The sequence below is a fragment of the Chryseobacterium pennipullorum genome (assembly GCF_003384725.1).
Lineage (GTDB): Bacteria > Bacteroidota > Bacteroidia > Flavobacteriales > Weeksellaceae > Chryseobacterium > Chryseobacterium pennipullorum.
The window spans coordinates 90159-113827 of sequence record NZ_QNVV01000002.1; the positions used below are offsets into that span (position 1 = coordinate 90159).

The window sequence follows — 23669 nt, forward strand, 5'->3', positions numbered from 1 at the left end:
ATTTTTAAACTATTTCTTCTTTTGAAACTTTTTCAGACAACATCCATGGAATAATAAAATAAAAAGCAATAGCAATAATGACCGCCAGAACTCCGGTACCGATCCATAAAACCGTAAACCCGAATCGTTCAGCAATTAGTGTTCCTACATAAGGGGTAACAATAAAAGCGACGGAAAAGGATATTCCATTTAGCCCCATATAGGCACCTTTATTACGGTCACCAGAACGAAGGGCTGTAATGGTGGACATAAAAGGCAGCGTCCATATCTCTCCAACGCAAAGCAACGTCATAGAAACGATCAATGCTACCATACTGTAATCAAATGCCAGCATCGCATAGGAAACTCCACACAGGAAAGTCCCTATCAGCATGGTGAATGCCAAGGTGAAATATTTCTCTGCTACCTGCACGAGCCCCATTTCCAGCAACACGATCAGAAAACCACTGTATCCCAAGATATATCCTATGTTTTGCTGGCTCATATGCACTGTATCCTTGTAGAAAATCGTCAGGGTACTGAACAGCTGGAAAAAGCATATGGCAAACAGCATACAGAATATGCAGTATACAATAAATTTACTATCCCGGTATGGTGAGCTTTCCTTTTTAACAGCTATTGCCTCTTTTACTTTTTTTGCCTTTGCTTTAGCCAGTCTGGCGCGTTTTCTGAAAAACCATATATACATCAGCCCTGCCAATAGTGCAGCCAATGCATTACTGAAAAAGAGAAACTCATAGGAAATAGCAGACAGGATACCTCCAAGTGCAGGACCAATAGAGAATCCCAGATTAACCGCCATACGGTTCAGAGAGAAGGCTCTGGTAATGTTTTCAGGTCTGGCATATTTTGTAATGGCTACCGAGTTGGCGGGACGAAACGTCTCACTTACAATACTCTGTGCTAAAATAATTCCTGCGAGCCCTGCTTCTGTTGTAAACAACGGTATTAAACAGAATAAAGGAACGCTGAGCAGCAAGCTCAGGCTCTGTACTCTGTATTCGCCTATTTTATCCGTAATCATTCCTCCCAGCCATGAACCGATTACTGAACCTATTCCGAAGAAGCTCAGCACAATTCCTGAATTTTCTATACTGAAATGCAAATGATTGGTCATATATACTCCCAGAAATGGAAGTACCATAGACCCCGCCCTGTTGATGAGCATTACCAACGCCAGCATCCAACTCTCCTGCGAGAGTCCTTTAAAAGAACCTGTATATAAGTTAATAAGTTTCACAATACTATTTTGGAGGGAATTTGAGATTACTAAATTAGATAAAAACAGTTCAAACCCCTTTATTTAAAACATTTTTTTATAAATAACAACCATAAGAAGAGACTATCATCTGTATCCTGAAATCAACAGTTTTTTTGATAGGCCAAAAAAAAAGCAGGACTTATGGTAAGTCCTGCTTTCATATATTTATATAGGCTGAACTATTCAGGTTTATAAGAATCTTTTAAAGTTACAGTACGGTTAAATACCAATGTTTCCTCCGTAGAGTCCTGATCTTTTGTAAAATATCCTATTCTCTGAAACTGTAAAGGTTCTCCGGCCGCCACTTCTTTCAGACTTGGCTCTGCGAAACCTTTTACAGTAGTTACAGATTCAGGATTGATAAAGTTCAAGAAGTCCACATCTTTTTCTGCATCTGGCTGTTCCACTGTAAACAACTGATTATAAATTCTTACTTCCACAGGAATTGCATGCTTTGCAGAAACCCAGTGTAAAGTTCCTTTTACTTTTCTCAAACTCTCTTCTGTGCCGCTTCCTGACTTACTCTTCTCGTCATACGTAGCATAGATCGTCGTGATTTCTCCGTTTTCGTCTTTCTCTACTCTTTCAGCTTTAATGATGTAAGCCGATTTTAATCGAACTTCACCCCCTAATTTCAGTCTGAAGAATTTATTATTTGCTTCTTCCTTGAAGTCTTCACGTTCAATATACAGTTCTCTTGAAAAAGGAATCTCTCTGGTTCCTGCGTTTTCCTGCTCAGGATTGTTTTCAGTTTCCAGCCATTCTTCCTTGTCTTCAGGATAATTTTCGATCACCAATTTTACAGGATCTACAACCGCCATTACACGCTTAGCCACTTTGTTCAGGTCTTCCCGTACACAGAAATCAAGCAACTGGATTTCGATAAGATTTTCTCTTTTGGCAACCCCCACTTTTTCAATAAAGTTTCTGATGGCAGTAGGAGTGAATCCTTTTCTCCTCATTCCCGAAATGGTAGGCATTCTAGGATCATCCCATCCGGTTACTACCCCTTCAGCAACCAGTCTCTGCAATTTTCTTTTGGACGTAATCATATAGGAAACATTCATCCTTGCAAATTCTCTCTGCTTAGGTGCTACCTTGTTTTCGTCATATACCTGCTCCAGGTACCAGTTATAAAGTGGTCTGTGGTTTTCAAATTCTAATGAACATAATGAGTGGGAAACCTGCTCCAGATAATCGGATTCACCGTGCGCCCAGTCATACATCGGATAGATCTTCCACGCCGTTCCGGTTCTGTGGTGAGGTCTTTTCAGGATTCTGTACATCACAGGATCACGCATGTTCATATTCGGTGAAACCATATCAATTTTTGCGCGAAGTGACATTGTTCCTTCCTCGAATTCTCCGTTTTTCATTCTTTCAAACAGATCCAGAGACTCTTCCACCGGACGGTTTCTGTATGGGGATTCCACTCCAGGTTCTGTAGGATTTTTTCTCTGCTCGGTAATCACTTCAGAGGGCTGCTCATCTACATAAGCTTTTCCGTCTTTGATCAATTGTACTGCCCATTCGTAAAGCTGCTGGAAGTAGTCGGATGCATACAATTCTTTATCCCATTTGAAACCCAGCCATTCCACATCTTTCTTGATGGAATCTACGAATTCCTGTTCTTCTTTTTCAGGGTTCGTATCGTCGAAACGAAGGTTTACGGGAGCATTGTATTTTTCGCCCAGGCCGAAATTGATGCAGATAGCTTTGGTATGCCCTACATGCAGATAACCATTCGGTTCAGGCGGAAAACGGAAACGGATCTGATCTCTTTTCAGACCGTTTGCCAGATCATCTTCAATAATTTGCTCAATAAAATTGAGTGATTTTTTTTCTTCTTCCATTAAATTAGCTTTTGTTTTTAGCAAAAAAAGTTGCACAAAGTTACGGAAAAATAAGCGTTTCTGAAAGTGATAATTTAAAAGTGGAATTTATACTAATTCAGTATTTTTCACTAATTTAGGAAAAGCTAGAAACCATTTACCAAATTACCGATCATGGCCGTTTACATCTTAAGCAACCGTAAAATCGTCCGTCATAAAGGTGAAAGAGTAGACTCTTTTTCCAATGATGAATACTCGATTCCTAATTTCAGAATTGCAAAATGTGATTTTGATGAGTATAAGGAGCCTACCGCCCAGGCCAGAAAAAAGAAAGACTATACGAACAGAAACATTCTGAACTACAAGCTGTTTTCCGAACCTGAAAAACAAGGATATGAAGAAGTTCTGGAGGTTTTACTGAATGAAAAAGGGATCAGAAAATCGTCTCTTACAGCGAATAATCTGGGGGGCACCCAAAGGATGTTTTATGAACTTTATACCCATATGTCTTCCACAAAGGACCGAAGTGACGTCCTGATCTTCATCCACGGGTATGCATATGATTTTGATGATGAACTAAAGGCTATTATTGATCTTAAGAAACTGTTTATAGACAATCCTGCATCTCCGGTTGAACACATCCTTTTTGTGAGCTGGCCCGCTTCCAGCAGCATTGTTCCCCTTACCTATTTTGATGATAAAGCTTCCAGCATCAATTCGGGAACCTCACTGATGCGGCTGTTTTACTTTTATACCCAGTTTTTAAAAGATATTTTCTCCAACCGTGATCTTATTCCCTGCAACCAAAGGATTCATATTATGGCGCATTCTATGGGAAACAGGGTACTCCAGAGCATGCTGTACAGTCTTAAGAGAGAAAATATTTTAAGAGTCATTGACCAGGTGCTGCTTCTGAATGCGGATGTTACCTATAAAGTATTTGAGGACAGTGAAGATTCGTTCAACAAACTTCCGTTACTGGCCAACAGGATTTCTGTTTATCTGAACAGACAGGACGTCATTTTAGGAATCTCTCAATTCACTAAAAACATTCTCACTCCAAGACTGGGTAAAAACGGTCCGGGGGATCTTGAACAGTTTAAAGATATAGTTTCAGTCATTGATTGCACCTTTGTAAAAGATGATCTTCTCAACAGTTTCAAATTTGAGATTGGTAACCATTGGGGTTATCTTTCCAGCTCACAGGTTCAGAATGATATTTTCCAAAATTTATATGGAATAGATCGGAACCTGATCAGTAACAGGGTGAAGAGTAGCGAAAATATTTTCACAATTATTTCTTAATTTTTAGTCTAAAAAAACCATATACTTTGAATTTAACGTTAAAAATTCTGCAAAATTGAACCATGGCATAAAAATTGCTAATTCCCAATTCAGAGATTTACAATTTTTTATCATGAAAAAGATTAAAAGGCAGTTTTCCAATATTGTAATGTATATAAAGAAAACAATTTTCGTAAAAGATGTGGTTTGACCGAAAAATAAACTTCTAAAAACTATCATTTATCCGACATTACTGTTACTCTATCATTTGAACAAATCAGAATACGATTATAATTCCTTCAGATTTATTGGAGGGATTTTTTTTGACCTTTAGATTGTGAGGGCATAAGGATAAAACTGGGGACTAGAATATGTAGACCGGTGAATGAATTTTATGCAAAGATTCAATTCTGATGTTGTATTTGAGGATACAAAACGCCGAATCAACTTTACTGACCTTTACCAGATAAGCCATCTATTAACCATTAATAAAATTCACCACTTAGTTAAATATTTATAAAACATATTGTAAAATATTGCACAATTGAGAAAAGTTTTCGATATTTACTTCTAAATCAAAATATTAGCTATGAAAAATCTGAAAAAATTAAACAACAGAGAATTGAAAACAATTAAAGGAGGAATCATTCCTATCGGATGCAACAATTGGGATCCAAGAAAAAGATGCTGCAGAGAATGGGATGCTGACCACTGGAACAATCCAACCTGTGAGGATGCACCCCCTCCGTTTCAATCTTAATTTTCGATTATTTTTTGAACCACAACAGCTCATTTCTGAGATCTAAGCTGGATTCAAAATTATTGACAAATAAAGCTCCAGTGCCCAAACCTTGTGGCATTGGATTTTTTTTTGTGAAAGTATACTGGGCAATGGCATTTAATCCTATATTGCTTTCCAGTGCTGAAGTGATCCACCATCCTATTTCCTGTTCTTCCGCAAGGGAAATCCACTCATCGGAACCGGCAAAGCCCCCTACTAAGGCTGGCTTCAGAATGATATACTGAGGCTGTATAGTTTGTAAAAGCTTTTTCTTTTCCAGAGGATCGGTTATCCCAATCAGTTCTTCATCCAGGGCAATCGGGGTAGGTGTTTCTTTGCACAACGCTGCCATATCGTTCCAATTTCCAGCTTTAATGGGCTGTTCAATAGAGTGAATATGTAAATCTGCAAGTTGCTGCAAAACAACCTTTGCTTCTTCTGTACTGAAACCTCCATTAGCATCTACTCTAAGCTCCAGCTGATCTTCGGAAAATTTCCTTCTTAATTTCTGAAGAATAGTATGTTCTGATTTCCAGTCGACTCCAATTTTTAATTTAATACAGTGAAATCCTTTGTCAAGTTTTTCTCTGATCTGTTCTTCCATATAGTCAGCATCTCCCATCCAGATCAGTCCATTGATGGTAATCGCAGCTTTTCCCGCGGTAAACTCACTTGGAAAATAGATTGCATCCCCATACTTCAGATTGAGAACAGCCTGTTCATACCCAAACCATATGGAGGGAAATTCTTTCAGCTCTTCTTTTAAAAATTCCGGGGCTCTGCTTATATTTTCACAAAGCCATTCCAGTTTTTCTTCATAATCTGACCGGTCATCAAAACTGAGTCCTCTGAAAACGGCACACTCCCCTGTTCCTTTCCGTCCATTTTCTGAAATTTCAAGAATGAAGGTTTCTTTATCAAGCAAAACGCCGCGAGATGTTCCACTCGGGCGTTTAAACTGTAAAAGATATTTTAAATACTTTGCTTCCATTTATTTCACGCTGTCAATACGCATAAATTCTTCTGCTTTCTCTACCATCGCGATGCTTCCGCAGAAAAATGGTATTCTCTGGTGAAGTTCTGTTGGTTCAACTTCAAGTATTCTTCTGAAGCCGTCGGTAGCTTTCCCTCCTGCCTGTTCTGCCAGAAATGCCATTGGATTGCATTCGTATAATAATCTTAATTTTCCGTTTGGAGCCTGTGAGTAAGAAGGATAAATATAGATTCCCCCTTTCAGCATATTTCTGTGGAAATCTGCCACCAAAGAACCGATATACCTCGACGTATAGGGACGATCGCCTTCTTCCATCTGGCAATATTTAAGGTAATTTTTCACTCCCTGAGGGAATTTGATGTAATTTCCTTCATTGATAGAATAGATTTTACCCGTTTTCGGGAAAGTCATATTCGGGTGAGAAAGGTAATAAGTTCCTAAGGACGGATCCAGCGTGAAGCCATTTACTCCGTTTCCTGTTGTATACACAATCATCGTAGAAGATCCGTAGATGACATACCCTGCAGCAATCTGATTAACCCCTTTTTGTAAGAAGTCCTCCAGCTGTACGGGTGTTCCCGGTTCTGTAACTCTCCTGTAAATAGAGAAAATAGTACCTACAGAAACATTGACATCAATATTTGAAGATCCGTCCAACGGATCAATCAGCACTACATATTTACTTAAATGACCGTTTTCTCCACATTTGATATCGATAAAGTCATCGTTTTCCTCCGAAGCAATACCACAAACAACCTCTCTCTGAGACAAAGCCGTAATAAAAATTTCGTTCGCAATCACATCAAGCTTCTGCTGTTCCTCTCCCTGAATATTCTGGTTTCCGGCAGCTCCTGTTATATCTACAATTCCGGCTTTATTTACTTCTCTGTTTACCACTTTCGAAGCCAATCTTATTGCACTCAGAAGACGAGAAAATTCCCCTGTGGAATACTGAAAATCGTCCTGTTTATCGATAAGAAATTCTCCTAAAGTCTGTAATGGTTGATTTGACATATTTTTCTTTTTACGTTTTTCCCAAATTTCGGAAAATTTATCACATTAAGAAAATTTAATTATAAAAGAGATTACAACCTGTTTATCAACACGATACATACAAAACATAAGCTTATTTGAAATAATAGCAGATGGAAACAGTTCCGGATTAGGCCTTCAAGAATGACCATAAATTCAAAATAGCTTTTATGATTCTCTTGAAATGAAGCAGATAACACGAGATAATACAAAAATATAACAAATTACCTTTCAACCCATTAAACCTATTAATACGTTTTCACCAAAGTGATACTGAAATACTGATCAGGCACGGCCCAAAGACCCTTCTCAATCCTATCGTTACGACACTTTTATTATTTTAAGGAAATCTTAATTCCATCCTATCATCGGGCTATTTCATATCTCGTTGTAAATTTATAATTTTGACGTCCGTAAAAAACTCATGTCTTTTTTTATCTAACAATTTTATTTTTAACAATTTAATGAAAATTTTCAAGTTTGGTGGAGCGTCTGTAAAAGACGCCGAGAGTGTGAAAAATGTATCCATGGTTCTACAAAGCCAGGGATTTGCCAAGTGTTTGCTGGTGATATCAGCAATGGGCAAGACGACCAATGAGCTGGAAAAAGTGGTAGAACTTTATTTCAAAAAAGATAACTATCAAACTGAGATTGAAAAGATAAAACGAAAACACATTGAGATTGCGGAAGGTCTGTTTCCTGAAAACCATGCTGTTTTTGCTGAAATCAATCTCTTTTTCGATGACCTTGACTCTTTTTTAAGAAGAAACAAGTCTCCCAACTACGATTTCGTCTATGACCAGGTTGTAAGCTGCGGCGAAATGATTTCTACTAAAATCGTAAGTGAGTATCTGAATGAGATCCAGTTTACCAATCAGTGGCTGGATGCAAGAGATTATGTAAAGACCGATAATTCGTATAGAGAAGGAACGGTAGACTGGGTAAAAACGGAAGAGTTTATTACGAGTCTGAATCCTGAGATCTGCTATGTCACCCAAGGTTTTATCGGATCTGATGACAATAATTTTACGGTAACCTTAGGAAGAGAGGGCTCAGACTACTCTGCTGCTATTTTTGCGTATTGTCTCAACGCTGAAGCGATGACGATCTGGAAAGATGTACCGGGAGTAATGACCGGTGACCCGAGAAAATTCAATGATGTATCACTGCTTTCCAATATCTCTTATGAGGAAGCTATTGAAATGGCGTATTACGGAGCAAGTGTTATTCACCCGAAAACATTACAGCCGCTACAACAGAAAAACATTCCTTTTTATGTAAAGTCTTTCGTAGATCCTACTAAAGAAGGAACAAAAGTGGGGGCTTCTGATAAAAATCAACAGGAAGAATCTTATATTTTAAAAGAAGATCAGGCGCTGTTGAAAATCTCCACAAGGGATTTCTCCTTTATAGCGGAAGATCACATGAGTTTGATTTTCGGATACTTATCCAAGTACAAAATTAAAGTTTCCCTGATGCAGAATTCTGCGATATCACTGGCTTTATGCCTTGAAGATAAATTTAATCAACTGGAAGAACTCAACGAAGAGCTTCAAAAAATTTTTAAAACTGAAGCAATTAAAAATGTATCTTTATTCACAGTAAGAAATGCGAAGATGGATCACATTGATAAATTTTACCAGGAAAAAAATGTATTATTGGAACAAATTTCCAAGAATACACTTCAAATGGTAACACAATAATATTAATTGCGACTAAACACACATGAGTTTAATTTCGAAAAACGATCTGATCAAAGCTTCCGGCTTAAGTAAAATTGGATTCCTCAAGAATCCGGTAGCATCTGCTGTGATGAGCATTGCTAAAATAAACGAAGTAAATAAATTATACGACAAACTAAAAGATAAGGAAGGCAAAGACTTTTTCGACTCATTTGTAAGAGAAAGAAACCTAAGCTATGTAGCTTTTGAAGAAGATCTCGCAAAAATCCCGAAAACAGGACCGTTTATTCTGGTTTCGAACCACCCGCTGGGTGCTATTGACGGCATTTTAATGTGTAAGATCTTATCAGAGGTTCGTCCGGATTTCAAGGTGATGGGTAATTTCCTTTTGGAAAAAATCAAGCCGATGGAGCCGTATGTGATCTCTGTAAACCCTTTTGAAAACAAAAAAGAAGCATACAGCAGTTCTTCAGGCATGCGTGAGACGCTCAAGCATTTACAGAATGGAGGCTGTGTAGGTATTTTTCCGGCTGGAGAAGTTTCCAATAAAAACAATCCTTACGGAGAGATCCTTGATAAAGAATGGGAAAAAACGGCACTTAAGCTAATCAGAATGGCTAAGGTGCCGGTGGTTCCTATGTATTTCCATGCCAAGAACAGCCGTTTGTTTTATCAGGTCGCCAAACTGCATCCGAATTTGCAGACCCTGATGCTGCCTGCAGAAATGATGAACGACAGGGAAAAGCCAATCAGGATCAGAATCGGGCGTCCTATCACGGTAAAGGCCATGGATGAAATGGAAACCATTGAAGAATTGGGTGAGTTTCTTAAACGTAAGGTGTACATGATGAAGTCTTACTACGAAAAAAGGAAATCTCTTGCCCAAAGCATCAATCTTCAGAATTTATACGTTAAATTTCCTTTACTGAAGGAAGAAAATATTGTTCAGAACATTATCGACGAAACGCCTTTAGAAGACATTATCAGTGACGTCAATAAGCTGAGAGGAACTGATAGGATGCTGTTCAGTAACGGAAATTATGAAATCTACTTTACCACCTATGAGGAAATTCCTTCTATTATGAGGGAAATCGGCCGACAGAGGGAACTTACCTTCCGTGCAGTAGGGGAAGGCAGTAACCTTCCGTTTGACCTGGATGAATATGATAAGCACTACCATCATTTGTTCTTATGGGACAACGCTGAGAAAAAACTTGCAGGCGCTTACCGGATGGCATTAGGTAGAGAAGTAATGAAGAAATATGGCATCAAAGGCTTTTACACAAGCTCTCTGTTTGAATTTGAACAGGACATTCATCCTTTCTTTAAAAAGGTAATAGAAATGGGGCGTGCCTATATCTGCCAGGAGTATCAGCAAAAGCCGCTGCCACTCTTCCTGCTTTGGAGAGGAATTGTACATGTGTGTCTGAGAAATTCTGATCACAAATTCCTGATGGGTGGGGTGAGCATCTCCAATAAGTTCTCCGAATTCTCAAAATCACTGATGATTGAGTTTATGCGTTCCAACTATTTCGATTCTGCTGTTGCCCAGTATATCACACCTAGGAATGAATATAAAGTAAAGCTTCGTGACCGCGATAAAAGTCTTTTCTTTGACGAAATGGAGTCCGATCTAAACAAACTTGATAAAATCATTGACGATCTGGAGCCTGAATTGAGATTACCTGTTCTGATCAAGAAATACATCAAGCAAAATGCTAAAGTGATTGCTTTCAATGTTGACCCGAACTTTAATGACGCCATCGACGGATTGATGTATATCCGGATCAGTGACCTTCCTGAAAGTACGATAAAACCCGTATTAGAAGAAATGAGTGATCAAATAAGAAAAGAGCAGGAAAATAATCCGACTGATAATCAATAAGTTTTTAGTTTCACTCAAAAAAAGTACGATGAATACTTGCTTTGTATACCAAAACTTACTACTTTTGCATCACTTTAAAACAACGAAGTAAGTCAAACAAAAATATAATGGTTTCTTAGCTCAGTTGGTAGAGCAATGGATTGAAAATCCATGTGTCCCTGGTTCGATTCCTGGAGAAACCACTTGAAAACCTCTGATTAGTCAGAGGTTTTTTTGTATATATTATTCTTAAAGGCGGCAGCCTGCAAATTTGCATTGACTCCGTTCTAAATCTTGAATTTTAGAATTTATCAAAAGTTGTGGCTAATTTATGGATCGGGTGTAATTATGAACTATTTAATTATAATGGTACTCCAGCTACCAAATGTGAAATCGGATCAAGTATAAAAATTGTGGAGAAACGATTTTTTTTCCTATTATACTTTTGCCTTAAAGCAAAAATATACAAAAATTCAAGACTGGAATCATCCGCTAAAAATTGACCTTGCCTCCTAAAATTTCCAAACTCGCATGGATTCAACATTGGTTCTTCGACTCAATTGTGTGGCCATGCTCAAACACTTGAAATTTCTTAACGGATTCAAGATCAATTTTGCCTCTGATTTTTTATTTTAATTTGAATCGGCGAACCTTAAAGGTTTATTAACGCTCCTGATTCCTAGGTCGATTAAAGAATACTAACAACTATTTTTAATAGTTCTTATTGGGTTGAGCCAATTGGAAAAAACCTCTGAAAAATATACTTAAACATCTGTGGGAATTTGTGCAATCTGTGGTTAATTTTTTACTTATATATTAAAATCGAAGATCATCATCTCATCATCTATCATAAACGCCTTTAAAGCCTTTCAAAAGATAAAAATTGAAAAAGAATATCATGGACACTGTCTCCTGTCCTGTTATCCTTGTTGCTCATTTGTATTGAATACCGAACAATTGCTAACCCTGGAATAACAAAGAATAAAAAAAGCTTATAATTAAAATATTGACCAGCAATTAATTGCCTTTAAAAAGAAGTAAGACCTCCCCTTTTTTTAAAAAAAATAGCAAAAAAACTTGCATAGTATTATAAATTCCTATACTTTTGCATCACTTTAAAACAACGAAGTAAGTCAAACAAAAATATAATGGTTTCTTAGCTCAGTTGGTAGAGCAATGGATTGAAAATCCATGTGTCCCTGGTTCGATTCCTGGAGAAACCACTTGAAAACCTCTGATTAGTCAGAGGTTTTTTTGTTGTTATATATTCTTAGCTCTTCAACCACTGCAGACAATCCGTTATCTGTCTTTTGCTGACAAAGACTTCAGTATTGACCTCAGGTTCTGGGGAGAGCTTTAATTCTACTTTCTGGCTGGAATGCTTAATAATTTCTGTAATCGCTTCTTTATTGATGATAAACTTACGGTTTACCCTAAAGAAAACCTGCGGGTTTAGTTTGTGAATAATATCTTTGATCGTATCATCGTAGATATAGGTATGATTATCCATTGTGGTCAGGAAAAGGTATTTTCCGGAAGCAAAGAAATAAGCGGTGTGATGCTCATCTATTGACTTCAGTTTGTTTCCTTCCCTTACCATAAAACGCTTCATTATACCGGAATCTTCTCCCTGCCGCAGGGTAGAAATTGATTTGAGGACCGGCTCGGGATCAAAATTGTTTCTAATGGAAACAAATTTATTTAAGGCTTTGTATAAATCCTCTTCTTCAAAAGGTTTCAGAAGATAATCTATAGTAAAGTGCCGGAATACCCTCATGGCATATTCATCGAAGGCAGTTATGAAAATAATTGGCGTAAAAAGCTCCACAGATTCGAAAATCTCCAGGCTCATCCCGTCGCCCAAATGAATATCCATAAAGATAAGATCAGTAGAACTGCTCCCGAAGAAGTCAATTGCCTGTTTTTTGGACCGAAGAACAACTGTTTCAGTAACAGGAACTATGCTCTGATTATCCAAAAGATTTCTGAGATAATTAACAGCCAGCAGTTCGTCTTCAATAATGGCAATTTTCATAACGGTACAAAAGTACGAAAAAACCGCTAAAACAATAAAGTTCAAGCGGTTTCAGGGGTTGTTAATATGAAATGTTATAAATTAGGATTATTCCTCTTCGCACTCATCGGATATTCAATGGTATATCGGGGATCATTCTGCTGAAGAATATATTCCTTACCATTGATGGTATGTACTATTTTTTTCTGGTTAGCTCTTCTCAGATCGAACCATCTATGTCCTTCTGCTGCAAACTCTCTGAACCTTTCATCAAGAATAAAATTCATGAATTCTGAGTCACTCATTGGAGTAATTACATTCTGAACTGAAGTATACCCTTCCGGCGTATATCTGTTTTTCAACACTTTCAACAGTGTTTCTTTTGCCTCACCAATTTTACCAAGCTTCAATAATGCTTCAGATTTTATAAAATACATTTCAGCCGTTCTGAAAGAAACTTTAAACTCAGAACTTCCTTTTTTAATGATTTTATATTGGCTGCCATTTTTTTCAAAATAAATCTTAAATCTTTTATCGGTAGTATCATTGTATTTTGAGATCAATTCAGAAGAGGCAAAGGACAGGTTTTGTGCACCACTATCAAATACATCATCCAAAGCCATAATAGACTCTACAGACATATAATGGTGAGGGGCTGTCGTACCAGTATTTAAATTACTCAGTTCTCCTTTTACGGCAAGTACCTGCTCTGCATAGGCTAATGCTTTATTCCAATTCCCCTCATAAAGAGCTGTTCTGGCCTGTAAAGCGGTTAATGCCACCTTTGAGAATCTGTAGTTGACCCCTGCATTCTGCTGCTGCTCTACCATAAGCCCTTCCGCCTTGCTCATGTCTGCATGAACCTGGTTATACACTTCCTGTACAGTGGATGGCTTCAACACAGCTTCCAGATCCATTTCAAGATTGATGGGAACTCCTCTGTCTGTAGAAGCTGTAGCACTGTTGTAAGGCTTTCCATAGAGATTAACCATATCAAAGTATACATAGGCACGCAATGCATAAGCTTCAGCGAGGATCTGTTGTTTTTCAGGAGAATCCTGCATCGTTTTGCTTCCCTCATTGATGATCTGATTCAGATAAAAAACCACTGAATAAAACTTTACCCATGGAAATTCTGCGGTCGCCGAATCATTATTGGTATCCTTCCACATTGCAATTTCACGATACACATTAAATTCATTTAACTCTTCATTGATCGTTACCTCATCTGTACGAAGTACTGACAGCGATTTGTGGGACGGATATTTTGCATAAGCTGATGTAAGAACCTTACGATAATCTTCAACAGTGACCGGGATCACTTTTCCCTCAGGCTGTATATCTAAAAACCGATCACATCCTATACTGCTAAAGCTGATTACTGCTAATGCTACGATTGTAGTTATTTTTTTCATTGTTTTCAAGTTTTAAAAAGAAACATTAAATCCTATTGTCACCGACTTGGTAATAGGCTGTGCATAAATATTACCATAAGTTTCCGGATCAAAATATCCATCGTACCCATTACTGAAGACAAAAAGGTTACGACCTTCTACACTCAGTCTAAGGCTTGTAATTCCCATAGGCGCAGTAAATTCTTTAGGAAGTGTATACCCCAGACGGATACTGCTGATTCTTACATAACTTACTTCTTTAGCCCATATATCAAGCAAACCATAGGTGTTGGAACGGTTACCCGCAAACCATTTGTTAGCCATCCAGCCATCAGGATTTGCATCCATATCACCACTTGTAATTCCTGGTAATGAACTTCCTGCCTCATATATTTCTCTCGTATAGTTTCTACCTCTGTCGAATTCCATTCCTCTGTAAGACGGAGTACGCATTACGGTCTGCTTGAAATTGAAAGTTGCAGCAACAGTAAGGTCAAAATTGCGAACCTTGAAGGTGTTGATTAACCCTCCGGTAAACTTGGGATCTCTGTCTCCTACATAAGTGAACAGGTTTCTCAGCTCCTCGTTTGAAAGCTTCGTATCAACAAGCTGACCCGGAAGAAAATCTGCATATACATCATAAAGTTTGAAGAAATCTGCAGCAGAAACCTTTTCATTTCCTTTCCAGAACATTGGGTTTCCGTTTTCATCCATTCCAGCAGTCTTTAGCGCAAAAACAGCATTTACGGGAAGCCCTTCTCTGGATGGGAGCATCGCATTGTCACGAGGCTGTTCGCTAATAACATTACTCTTGTTGTGAGCAAAGTTAATAGTGGTAGACCATTTGAAGTTCTCCTTGTTGATGTTTCTGGTAGATAATGCCAATTCAAAACCTTTGTTGGTAAGACTTCCCCAGTTCATCATTGTATATTCAAAACCTGTTTCAAGGGGCGTCTCTTTCATACTGATCATATCCGTTCCTTTTCTGCTGTACACATCAGCAGTAAGATTTATACGGTTATTGAATAATCCCAGATCAAGTCCAACATTCACATTGGTTGTTTTTTCCCAACGAAGTTTATCATTAGGCGGGCTGATCACGTTGATCACATCTTCTCTCATTCCCGGAAGAATATTTGCATAACTGTATTCACCAATAAAGAATGGTGAAGTATTACGGTCAATATTCCCCTGCAAACCATAGGAAGCTCTTAGTCTAAGATTGGAAACGGGAGTAAGATTCTTCATGAAATTCTCTTTCGTTACCAACCATGAACCTGAAACAGCCCATATAGGAAGATATTTATACTTTTTGTTTACCCCAAATAAGTTGGTTCCATCGTATCTCACACTTCCAAAGAAAGTATATTTCTGATCATAGGTATAAGAAGCTGTAGCAAACATAGATGCATAGGCATTTTCTACAGGTGGCATTTCACGGTAGGTTTCATACTTCTTCTCTGCCGCAAAATTGGCACTAGGGAAAGCAATCGGCGTTGCCGTTCTCGTATTTTTATTATAACCAAAAGCTCTGGTAAGTGTTGTATTATCTTCTGTTTTACGAAGTTCTGTCCCCGCCATCAAATCAATTTCGTGTACAGAATTAATTCTTGTATTGTAGGTTCCCTGTAACTTCCAGTTGTATTGAAAGAAGTCATTATCCCAGTTCTGCTTGATGTCTCCCGCAGGTAAGAAATATCGGTAAGCTCCATCTTTATAGTAACGGGTGGCCTCTTTCATTTTTCTTGTAAAGTAGGTTTCCTGTCCTGCATATTTCTCCGTCTTGTTGGTATCATACTGAATTCCCAACTGTGAGGTAAACTTGAGGTTTTTGGATACTTTGTACTCTAAATCCAATATCGCCTTTAACGAGTGATTCTTTAGCGTATAGCTCGTATTTTCTCTTTCTTCCAGGAAGTTGAAAGGAACATAGGTATCTGCAAAACCATCTATATCTTTATCATATCTGTAACTTCCATCCGGATTGAAGGGGTTCAGATAAGGGTTGGCATTTCTTGAATAATTAACCGGGCTTGCTGCTGCGTCAGCATCCGTCATGAATGACTGACGCTCACTTTGAGTACCGAAAATAGAGATCCCCGCATTGAGCTTATCGCTTAATTTATAGTTGTTTTTTAATGTAAGATTATAACGTTTGAAGCCTGTACCAATGGTTGTTCCTTCTTCGTCAAAATACCCTAGTGAGAAATAGTAATCTGAAGTATCACTTCCTCCGGAAATACTTACACCATACTGTTTGTTGATGGCATTTCTGTACAACAGTTTACCCCAGTCTGTGGTATTATTTCTTAAAGAATTAAGTTGCTGACGTGTCAATGGATTCAAAGCTTCCAATCCTCCTGCTCTATAATCTTCCAGCTGGTGGTTTTGCGTTAAAATTCTCATGACTTCACCCTTGTCTGCGCGGTAAGTAAGATCTGCACGTTTTGCAAGCATCAGTTCAAGATCTACCTTTTCGCTGGCATTCAAAAGATTAAGTCGGTCAAAATCAGGACGGGCAGTGATAAAGGTATCTGCTGAAAAGTTTAATTTCATGCTTCCTTTTTTTCCTTTCTTTGTTGTAATGGAAATTACCCCATTTGCCGCTCTTGCCCCATAAATAGCTGTTGCTGCCGCATCTTTCAGAATTGTAATATCCTCAATATCGTTAGGGTTTAATCCTGCAATGGAAAAGTTCTGGAGCTGATCAATATTGTCTTTATCCGTAAAGTTCGGCACATCATTCCCCTCCAATGGAAGTCCATCAATTACCCATAGTGGATCCTGCGGACCGGATAGTGAAGCCGTACCACGAATTCTAATTTTCGTAGGAGCGCCCGGAGCTCCGGTTTGAGGAGCCACAGCAACTCCTGCAATCTGCCCTGCCAACATCTGGTCTACACTCGCTACCCCAGCCTGGCTGATATTATCCATTTTTACCGTAGCAACTGCTGAAGTCTGCTTACGTTTTTCAATTTTCTGATATCCGGTAATGATCACTTCCTGGATCTTATTTTTATCTGAAACCTCAGATGTCAGTCTTACCGTATAATTGGTTTTATCTTCATTAATGAGAATAATCCTGGATTCATATCCCGGATAACTTACCAATATCGATTTGGTACCTGCCGGGATCTCCAGTATAAACTTTCCGTCCTTATCGGATACTGTACCTACGGATACACTTTCAATAATTCCGTCCAAATCCGTTTTTGTAGAAACAGACTGGGCTTCTATTTTTATGGATGCCCCGGCAATTGCACCGGAAGTACTACCATCTTCTATCTTTCCTGTAATCGTTTTCTTTTCCTGAGCAAACGCAACCTGAGCAGCTAAAAGAGGTAAAAGTATTAGAGTTTTTTTCATAGCTGTTTATTTGTTTAAAGCCTCTTCAATACGAATGATTAAATCTGTGTAATGAGCCCTTGAGGAATCATCACCTTTGTATCTGGTTCTATTCAGCAAGTCCAGAACTTTCTGAAGTTCCGCTCTCTTATAGGTGGTCACCTCAGACACCCTTTTCATCGATGAGTAATTGATATTCCTCAGACCGAGATCTTCTTCATGGAAATTACAGATCGTTGGAATATTCAGGGTGTTGTCCGCCTTTAATGCTTTTACTGCTGTTTTTTCAAATAATTTATTGACAGAAACAATCAGAGCATCTACGTAGTTTTTCTGGGCCATTTTTTCAAGAATACTCAGACTTTCTTTTTTACTGAAAACTGCCGTTCTTACCTGATCAAATAAATTCTCAACGGTATAGATCTCATCTTTGGAACCTGAAACTTCATGTTTTAATTCGTTTTCTAGAAGTCTCAGAAGTCTGTCATCCATAAACAGGGAGTAGATATTGGCATACTGCATTCCTCTTGCCAAGGTATACGGAGTCTGCTCAAACGGCCCCATCGGTGAGTTTTTAACAGGATACGTTTTTTCCGTGATAGGATTGAAAAATAACCATTCCGGTAAATGGATCGCATTTTTCACAAGATAATACACTGCTCTTCTCTGAATGTCTGCCGGAACTGCTTCATAGGCTTTTTTCTTATTTCCGAAAACAGTATTGTTCAGATAGATTCCTCCCACATTTGCCATCACATGACCTGTATATAGATCCCACTGTCCGATCACACCCAGATAAAGCTTTCCGGCATCCGTATACTCTTTTCCGTCTTCATAGGTCCATTGTAACAGATTGTTCAACACTACCTTCAGGTTTTTCATTCCGTACTCACTGGCCTTCATGGCATCATCACCCAGATCTTCAGACTGTGAACGCGGATCGATGGTCTCCAGGTAGCTTTGCTGCTCACCATAGAAGTACATGGGATCATCCTCATGTTTCTCAATAAGATTTCTGAGTGCTTTTTTCTCAGCAAATTCATCCGGATACCAACGGTACCCCCATTCTATAGCATACTTATCATACAATCCTATTTTCGGAGTTATTGCCGTTACGCCATCCTCCGGCTGAGCTACATAATTGTAACGGGCATAGTCCATAATAGAAGGGGCAGTACCTCCCATCTTATCCGTAAACTCTTTTGAACGTAGAGACTCTACCGGAAAAGCAAAGGAAGCTCCCATATTATGCTTCAATCCGAAAGTATGCCCTACTTCGTGAGACGAAACGAAACGGATAGCTTCTCCCATGTGCTCATCACTGAATTTATTACCACGGGATTTCGCATCTATAGGTCCTGTTTGAATTCTCATCCAGTCGTGAAGAGAGGTCATTACATTATGCCACCAGATAATATCGGCTTCTATAATTTCACCACTTCTCGGGTCTACAACGGACGGGCCCATCGCATTAGATTTTGGCGAAGCGGCATAAGTAATCACTGAATACCTCACATCATCAATATCAAAGTCCTCGTCTTTCTCATCCGGCATCTTTGCAATGACCGCATTCTTGAATCCGGCCTGCTCAAAGGCAGCCTGCCAGTCATGAACTCCGGCAATAATTTTTTCCCGCCACTGCTTTGGAGTGGAAGGATCAATATAATAGATAATCGGCTTTTTAGGTTCTACCAGCTCCCCTTTCAAATACCTTTCTTTATCTTCATCTTTCGGCTCAAGATTCCATTTGGTGATGAAATACTTTTCGTCCATTTTCTGCTGACGATCGCTGAATGACCAGTGTTTTTCAGAGAAGAAACCCACCCTTGAATCTGCTGTTCTAGGCTTCATCGGGGTCTGGGAAAGCAAAACAAGATTCGTGGTCACACCAAGGGTTACCGGAAGATCTACCCCACCTTCATTCACAGAGGTAGACAGCTGGGATTTCACAACAAGGTTCTGAGGAAATGTCTTCACTCCCTCTATATAAGAAAGGCTGGATTTCACCGATCCTCCCAATCCTACATTGGCCAGTACATCATTAAAACTCTTCTGATTTCCATCAAAAATTTTGTTTACTTTGATGGCTACAGCAGTAGAATCACTGTTTTGTGCCTCAATATCAAACACCTCAATCACAGATTCTGAAAAGTTGTCTTTTACAGATTTTGTGATGGCATCGTTTTTAGGAGATGATACCCTTGGGACCATCGTTTTAACCCATACTTTTTTAGCAACACGGTCACGGTAGAAAGAGATGACCTTATTTTCATAATTCATTCCTTTGTTCAGGCCAGCCTCATTTACCTGCATGGGTACCTGAGACAATTTGTTGACTACCAGAAACTGGCGTCCCATAAGACTGTCAGGGATTTCAAAATAAACATCTGTCTTTACCTGGATGGTATTAAAAAGTCCTTTTTTGTAAGTCCCTTTTTTGACCAGATCTTCGATTTTCTTTGTTTTTTTTGATGCCGAAACATCTGCTTTCTCTGTTTTTTCTTTATTGACCTTTACCGTATCTTTTTTTTGTGCCATGGCCATTGGTGAGGCTACAGCAAGTCCTAAGTACAGTGCCAGTCTGTAATTCTTCATTAAAATAGTCCGATTCATTCCAAATAGTAAATATCTTAGTTTCAGCCGCAAAGCTATAGGTATAGAAAGTCATATGATAGTATTAGGGAGTGAAAGGTGTTTTTTCGGGAGTGAATGGATTAAATTTTTACTTCAATAAAGGTAAAAAACATACGAAATATTCACCTTCTAAAGAAATATGAAGAGAATTATTCCTAAAATATTCATAAACCTGATTCAAATAATTAATCCCGAACTTTTCTCCCTGGACAGTTTCTGTTCTGGGCTGCCACGTATTCTTTACAGTAATTCCATCTTTTTCTACCATTATACTAATCTCCAACGGCTGATCTATCGTTGCTATATTATGTTTTATTGCATTCTCGGTAACAATCTGCAAAGAGAGATAGGGTATTTTTTTTTCAAGGCTGCTCTCCTCATTAATTACCAAACTAAACCTCAGTTCCTCATCAAACCTGCTTTTCAAAAGGTCCATATATTTCTGGATAAAGCTGATTTCCTGAGCAACGGAAACTATGTTTTCTTTGGGAGGCACTATAAGATACCGGTAAATCTTGGAAAGATTCATGGTAAATTTCTGAGCATTGTCTTTATTGATCCCAATCAACATATAAAGAGAATTCAGGGAATTGAATAGAAAATGCGGATTGATATTATTTTTAAGCTGCTGAAGCTGGTTGATCACTTCTGCCTTATGCATTTTCTCGTTCTCTACCAGCAGCAGATTTTTTTCAGACTGTATTTTTTCTTTTTCCCGGTATGCGATATGGGCGGATCTCTGAAACAGGATAAAAACTGTAACGATTAGAAACAGTGCGGCCAGAAATATATAAACCGTATAGGCCTTTATTTTATTAATATTTTCATCAATAATAAAATTGACATGATTCACCACGGTGTATCCTTCAAAATTATCGGTCTTTAATGGTTTTATGAACCGTGTTACCTCTACCCCCAGGTATTCCGAAAGGGCTGTACCTTTGGTATATCCTGCTGTAGTGGTACTGCATAGGGTATCTTTGGCTTTAATATCAGTAAAATCAAAAATACTTTTACCGATGTACTTCTTTTCCGGATGGGTAATGCAAATTCCTTCGCGGGTAAAAACATAGGCATAGGTATTGGAACTTTTATCCACATTGATAAAATACTGGTGAAGATCATCAAGACTTACCGTTGAGCCATAAAACAACCTGCTTTTATCCTTCAGCATCAAAGAATCATAGCTTACCCAATACATACTGTCTTTGCGGGTCACCAGAAGATCACGGAAATGTCCGGGGCCGTTATTTTGGATGACGATTGATTTATTCCCATTTTCTTTATTTTTGAAAACCTCAGCCAAAGGATTGTTGGTATCAGATGTTCCGGTAGTACTATTCTCATAATAATACCAGCTATAGGGAAGCAGATTTCTTTTTTTGTTTAGATCGTTTAATACAGATGAATAGTCTTTGTAATTTTTCAGGCCGTCTTTTTGGATCAGTGCACGAAGAAGATACTGATAGTCCTCGATATTTCTAAATTCGTGTTCCACCGATTCATATTTCCGGAAGAATGTTTTTTTTGCAAAATCATCCGTATTTTTCCTGCTGTCTTCAGTAATCAGAAGACTTAAAACAGCAAATGCTGCCACAGCAATCAGTGAGGCAGTTAGGGCAGCGATAAAAAAATATTTTTGGGATAAGGTGTGCCTAAAGTTGATCTTCAATTTCTTCAGCATTCTTCTTTTCTTCAAAGAAATATTCAGACAGAATTTGCTTTTGCCTTATTTCCTTTACAGATAAATTATTCGTTTGCAAAGATATAACAAAGATTTCAGGACCATAAAGTGAATTATTTATAAATATGAAACCAGCCATCAACAGGTTGTTTTCCCGACAAAACTTTTACTTTTTAGGTACAAAATAAAAAACTGCTGTAAACACAACAGTTTTGATGAGCCATGATTCCATTTCCTATAGAATTTTTAATAATTTTTCAGCATCCAGAATGGTAGCAAATTCGTTATTCAAATTGGCCAATGCCATAAGATGAACCAATTCTGCCTGATATTTTTCTCCATGGATTCCAACACTGTCAAAAGCTGCCGTAGCATCAGAAACCACATAGGTCTCATATCCAAAATTTCCAGCCATTCTTACTGTCGTAGAGACACAATGATTAGTGGTAATCCCCAGAACTACAAGTGTATCTATATTCTGAAGATCTAATTTTTCTTTCAGATCAGTTCCTATAAAAGCACTGTTTACCTTTTTTGTAAAAATACACTCATTATTTTGAGGTAAAACATGCTCATTGAATTCAAATCCAGGGTTAGATTCATGCAATCTGGAAGTAAGATCTGCTGAACTGTGGCGGATATGAAATACCGGCAAATCCAGTTCTCGCCATCTTTGAAGTATTTTTCCGCTTATTGCTTCTGCTTCCTTATTATTTCTGTGGCCTCCCCAATAGTCTTCATCAAGAAAGCCTTTTTGAATATCAATAAGGAGTAATGCCGGATTTTTGTCTCGTAATTTCATGTGATATTGTAAAAAAATTATTTGAAAAGTCTGTCCATGAGAAAGTTTTTATAGTCATCCCGGAGAGGTGATTCAAACAGGTCAAATACATGCAAAGCCCCGGGAATCACCCACAGTTCTGTTTTTACACCAGCCTTGTATAAATATTGCGCGTATTCTATATCTTCATCCCGCAAAGGATCAAGTTCACACGCAACAATGGTAGTCTTAGGCAATTTTGAAAAGTTATCATAACAGGTCAGATCTGAATACCTTATACTTTTTCCATTATTGTCTTCGCCCAGAAAATGGAGCCAGGCGGTCCGGGCATAGTTTTTATTCCATAGCGGGATGTCTGTAAACTCGTCCATTGAAGAAGTATTCAGCTTATGATGAACAACGGGATACAGTAAAAACTGATGCTGTATATTCTGAATATCATGATCAGCTGCCATTTGGGCTACTGCAGCAGCTAAATGGCCTCCCGCACTTGCCCCATATACAGTGATACGGTCTGGATTGACACCCAATTGAGTATCTCCATTATCGATCAGCCACTTTAAAGCATCAAAACCATCCAGAATCGGAACCGGAAACCGATATTGGGGAGCTAACCTGTAGTCTACCGATATGATGGTTGCATTCATTTTATCCGCAATTTCAAACATCTGGTCATCCACCTGCTCTGGCAGTCCGAAAACATATCCGCCTCCATGAAAATAAAGAAGAACCTTATCCCGTTCGAAATTTTCGGATTGATAAATGTGAAGCCTTATATCGAAATTATCTTGTGAACTTGGTACAAAAATATCTTTTACAATAATACGGTCGTGCTTTTTAAAAGGATTTTCCTTTACAAATGCTCTTCTTTCCTGCTGAACAATCTCCGGAGCATCAGAAAAAAGTGTTTCATCAATTTCTAGTGAGTAAGAAATACTTTCAATGCTTTGTTTTAAATCTTTGTCAATTCTATTAAAATCCATGAGGGTAAATATTTTATTCTACATCAACAATAAAAGCTTCTTTCTAACAGAATACTTCATGTTTTTATTTGTAAATTTAAATGATCAATCCAGTGCTTTCCAAG

The 23669-nt window shown here is 38.2% G+C and carries 15 protein-coding genes and 2 tRNA genes; 6 read left to right on the plus strand and 11 right to left on the minus strand.

The genetic code is table 11. The features are described 5' to 3' along the window. Nucleotides 1-4: 4 nt before the first annotated feature. Nucleotides 5-1183, minus strand: coding sequence for an MFS transporter (locus tag DRF67_RS02860; RefSeq protein ID WP_115926480.1), 1179 nt, complete (start codon nucleotides 1181-1183; stop codon nucleotides 5-7). 257 nt (nucleotides 1184-1440) lie between these two features. Then, nucleotides 1441-3114 carry a glutamine--tRNA ligase/YqeY domain fusion protein gene (locus DRF67_RS02865; RefSeq protein WP_115926482.1) on the minus strand — a complete coding sequence of 558 codons (1674 nt, stop codon included), beginning with the start codon at nucleotides 3112-3114 and terminating at the stop codon, nucleotides 1441-1443. 153 nt (nucleotides 3115-3267) lie between these two features. Between DRF67_RS02865 and DRF67_RS02870 the strand changes: the two genes are divergently transcribed. Both DRF67_RS02870 and DRF67_RS21435 read left to right on the plus strand, forming a co-directional pair. Then, nucleotides 3268-4398 (plus strand): alpha/beta hydrolase, encoded by a 1131-nt coding sequence (locus DRF67_RS02870; RefSeq protein ID WP_115926484.1) that lies wholly within the window; start codon nucleotides 3268-3270, stop codon nucleotides 4396-4398. Nucleotides 4399-4966: 568 nt separating this feature from the next. Beyond that, the gene (locus DRF67_RS21435; RefSeq protein ID WP_165851729.1) at nucleotides 4967-5137 is read left to right on the plus strand and encodes a bacteriocin-like protein; all 171 of its coding nucleotides are present in this window, start codon (nucleotides 4967-4969) and stop codon (nucleotides 5135-5137) included. A 7-nt stretch (nucleotides 5138-5144) separates the two neighbouring features. On the opposite strand, the gene menC is transcribed toward DRF67_RS21435, so the two are convergent. Further along, nucleotides 5145-6149: an o-succinylbenzoate synthase gene (menC, locus tag DRF67_RS02875; RefSeq protein ID WP_115926486.1), complete on the minus strand. Its 1005-nt coding sequence runs from the start codon at nucleotides 6147-6149 to the stop codon at nucleotides 5145-5147. Continuing rightward, nucleotides 6150-7166 carry a class 1 fructose-bisphosphatase gene (gene fbp / locus DRF67_RS02880; RefSeq protein WP_115926488.1) on the minus strand — a complete coding sequence of 339 codons (1017 nt, stop codon included), beginning with the start codon at nucleotides 7164-7166 and terminating at the stop codon, nucleotides 6150-6152. A 482-nt stretch (nucleotides 7167-7648) separates the two neighbouring features. Here fbp and DRF67_RS02885 point away from each other — a divergent pair, with 482 nt between their 5' ends. The 4 genes from DRF67_RS02885 to DRF67_RS02900 all read left to right on the plus strand — a co-directional run bounded on the left by DRF67_RS02885 (nucleotide 7649) and on the right by DRF67_RS02900 (nucleotide 11953). Continuing rightward, nucleotides 7649-8887: an aspartate kinase gene (locus DRF67_RS02885; protein ID WP_115926490.1), complete on the plus strand. Its 1239-nt coding sequence runs from the start codon at nucleotides 7649-7651 to the stop codon at nucleotides 8885-8887. A gap of 22 nt (nucleotides 8888-8909) precedes the next feature. After that, nucleotides 8910-10751 carry a lysophospholipid acyltransferase family protein gene (locus DRF67_RS02890; protein ID WP_115926492.1) on the plus strand — a complete coding sequence of 614 codons (1842 nt, stop codon included), beginning with the start codon at nucleotides 8910-8912 and terminating at the stop codon, nucleotides 10749-10751. 109 nt (nucleotides 10752-10860) lie between these two features. Then, a tRNA-Phe gene (locus DRF67_RS02895) sits at nucleotides 10861-10933 on the plus strand. Nucleotides 10934-11880: 947 nt separating this feature from the next. Then, nucleotides 11881-11953 (plus strand) — tRNA-Phe (locus DRF67_RS02900). Nucleotides 11954-12000: 47 nt separating this feature from the next. Here the strand turns inward: DRF67_RS02900 and DRF67_RS02905 are convergent. From DRF67_RS02905 to DRF67_RS02935, 7 genes are all read right to left on the minus strand, one after another. Then, nucleotides 12001-12765 (minus strand): LytR/AlgR family response regulator transcription factor, encoded by a 765-nt coding sequence (locus DRF67_RS02905; protein ID WP_115926494.1) that lies wholly within the window; start codon nucleotides 12763-12765, stop codon nucleotides 12001-12003. Between the two features lie 74 nt (nucleotides 12766-12839). After that, entirely contained in the window at nucleotides 12840-14159 is a 1320-nt protein-coding gene (locus tag DRF67_RS02910; protein ID WP_115926496.1) for a RagB/SusD family nutrient uptake outer membrane protein, read from the minus strand. Between the two features lie 12 nt (nucleotides 14160-14171). Continuing rightward, nucleotides 14172-17504, minus strand: coding sequence for a SusC/RagA family TonB-linked outer membrane protein (locus DRF67_RS02915; protein ID WP_115926498.1), 3333 nt, complete (start codon nucleotides 17502-17504; stop codon nucleotides 14172-14174). 6 nt (nucleotides 17505-17510) lie between these two features. Continuing rightward, nucleotides 17511-20096: a zinc-dependent metalloprotease gene (locus tag DRF67_RS02920; protein WP_115926500.1), complete on the minus strand. Its 2586-nt coding sequence runs from the start codon at nucleotides 20094-20096 to the stop codon at nucleotides 17511-17513. Nucleotides 20097-20205: 109 nt separating this feature from the next. Further along, nucleotides 20206-21801 carry a histidine kinase gene (locus tag DRF67_RS02925; RefSeq protein ID WP_228435720.1) on the minus strand — a complete coding sequence of 532 codons (1596 nt, stop codon included), beginning with the start codon at nucleotides 21799-21801 and terminating at the stop codon, nucleotides 20206-20208. 235 nt (nucleotides 21802-22036) lie between these two features. Continuing rightward, nucleotides 22037-22603 (minus strand): cysteine hydrolase family protein, encoded by a 567-nt coding sequence (locus tag DRF67_RS02930; protein WP_115926502.1) that lies wholly within the window; start codon nucleotides 22601-22603, stop codon nucleotides 22037-22039. 17 nt (nucleotides 22604-22620) lie between these two features. Continuing rightward, nucleotides 22621-23565: an alpha/beta hydrolase gene (locus DRF67_RS02935; RefSeq protein ID WP_115926504.1), complete on the minus strand. Its 945-nt coding sequence runs from the start codon at nucleotides 23563-23565 to the stop codon at nucleotides 22621-22623. Between the last annotated feature and the right edge of the window lie 104 nt (nucleotides 23566-23669).